Source organism: Bradyrhizobium sp., assembly GCF_019242285.1.
GTDB lineage: Bacteria > Pseudomonadota > Alphaproteobacteria > Rhizobiales > Xanthobacteraceae > Bradyrhizobium.
The window spans coordinates 1-2190 of the sequence record NZ_JAFAVV010000359.1; the positions used below are offsets into that span (position 1 = coordinate 1).

At 65.8% G+C, this 2190-nt stretch carries 2 protein-coding genes and 1 pseudogene; all 3 read left to right on the forward strand.

What is annotated here, in order from left to right; genetic code table 11:
- Positions 1–444 (forward strand): branched-chain amino acid ABC transporter permease (locus JOY90_RS14100; protein ID WP_291691732.1); only part of this gene is annotated, 444 nt, incomplete at its 5' end.
- A complete protein-coding gene (locus JOY90_RS14105; RefSeq protein ID WP_291691733.1) occupies positions 441–1958 on the forward strand; it encodes an ATP-binding cassette domain-containing protein in 1518 nt (505 codons plus the stop codon). The genes JOY90_RS14100 and JOY90_RS14105, both read left to right, overlap by 4 nt.
- A gap of 25 nt (positions 1959–1983) precedes the next feature.
- Positions 1984–2190 (forward strand): annotated as a pseudogene (locus JOY90_RS14110) (amidohydrolase); the annotation flags it as partial.

A 2190-nucleotide genomic window follows, 5' to 3' on the forward strand; every position in this document is an offset into this window, starting at 1 on the left:
ATTTCGCTGGCCACCGGCTCGCGCTTCTCCATTCTGCTCCGCGCCGTGCGCGACGACGAGGATGCCGCGAGCCAGGTTGGCGTCCGCGCCTTCCGCGTCAAGCTCGCCGCCTTTGCGGTGGCGAGCGCACTCACCGCCGTCGCAGGCGGTCTGCAGGCCATAAAGCTCGGTGCCATCGAGCCGTATGGCAGTTTCGGGCTGCAATGGTCGGTCGATCCGCTCGCGATCGTCATCATCGGCGGGCTCGGCATGCGCTTCGGGGCTATTGTCGGTGCCATCGTCTTCATTGCGATCGGCGAACTGCTCGCCGATTATCCCGAGCTTCATGTCGCAATCACGGGCGTGCTCCTGATCCTCCTGATCCGTTTCGCCCCGCGCGGGATTTGCGGCCTTATCGAGACCATGACGCGCCGTCGCATGTCTTCAACCGGAGACCGATCATGAGCACCGGCGCCGCCCTGCTCGAAGCGCAAGGCCTCTGCAAGCGCTATGGCGGCCTCGTTGCCAATGATAATGTCGACATCCGCCTCGACAAGGGTCGCGTCATCGGTGTGATCGGCCCCAATGGCGCCGGCAAGTCGACCCTGATCGGCCTGCTCGGTGGTGCGATCGCGGCGAGCGCAGGCCGCATCCGTTTCGATGGTGAGGACATTACCCATCTACCGGCCTCGGAACGGGCGCGGCGCGGCATCGGCCGGACCTACCAGATTCCGCGGCCGTTTCTCGACATGACGGTGGCCGAGAACCTGGCCGTCGGCCAGTTCTCGCTGTCGCCTTTCCTGGCGGCCAAGGCGGCCGCGAGGGAGCGGCAGGACATTCTGGCCCGCTGCGACCTCGCCGATGTCGCCGAGGTCAAGGCTGGTGATCTGCCGCTGCTCCGGCGCAAGCGGCTAGAAGTGGCGCGCGCGCTGGCGCTCAAGCCGAAACTGCTCCTGCTCGATGAGGTCGGCGCCGGGCTGATCGATAGCGAAGTCAGCGAACTCATTGCTCTGATCCGCTCGCTTATGGACGGGCAGCGCGCGATCATCATCATCGAGCACGTGATCCGCATCGTGAAAGAGTGTTGCGAAGACGTGGTGGTGCTCAACTTCGGCAAGGTCCTGACCAAAGGCCCGACCACCCAGGTGCTGGCCAGCGACGAGGTCGGCGCGGTCTATCTAGGGACCGCCCATGGCGGCGCGGCCAAGACGCTGCCCGCCGAAGTGCCCTCTCCGGTTGCGGCGCCGGCCAAGCCGACCCATTCAACGCCGCTGCTGCAGCTCGAAGGTGTCAGCGCGGGCTACGGCCAGGCGCGCGTGATCCAGAATCTTAGCCTGTCAGTGATGCAGGGCCAGGTGATCGGCATTCTCGGCACCAATGGGGCCGGCAAGACAACCCTGGCTCGCGTCATCAGCCGTGCTCTGCAGCTGACGTCCGGGCGCATCTCATTCGACGGCGAGGACATCAGTGGCCTCCCGGCGCATGCGACCGCTGCCCGCGGCATCGCCCATTGCATGGAGGGTCGGCGCATTTTCGCTTCGCTCTCGGTCGAGGAGAATCTGCTGGTGGCCGCGCGAGGCGTCGGAGCCGCCGAACGCAACGCCCGCCTGGAGCGGGTCTATGCCCTGTTTCCCGCGCTGGCGGAGCGGCGTCTCGCACCGGGCACGTCGATGTCTGGGGGCCAGCAGCAGGCGCTCGCGATCGGCCGGGCGCTCATGGCGAAGCCACGGCTGGTGATCTTCGACGAGATTAGCCTGGGCTTGGCGCCGGTCATGATGGACCGGCTCTATGCCGCGCTGGCCGAGCTCAAGCGCGAAGGCCTGACCATGCTGGTCGTCGAGCAGGACATCGAGCGCGCGCTCGAGCTCGCCGATGTCGCCCATATCTTGAACAAGGGCCGCATCACGCTCTCGGGACCACCAGCCCTGATGCGTAACGACGATCGGTTGCGCCATTTGTACTTCGGCACCGAGGAATGACCGGCTCGCGTCAAGGGAGAGTAAGTTGAAACGCATTGCCATCGAGGAAGCCTTCGTCACGGCAGAGATCGCCGCCGAGTGGAAAAACGTGCTGGCAGGCCCCGACGTCGAGCCTGGCTTTGCCAAAATGGGCGAGAGCATCCTCGCCGAGACGCCCGGCAACGCGCTGTTGCACGCACGCCTGCTCGACATCGGCAGGGGACGCATCGCGCATATGGATGAGGTCGGCATC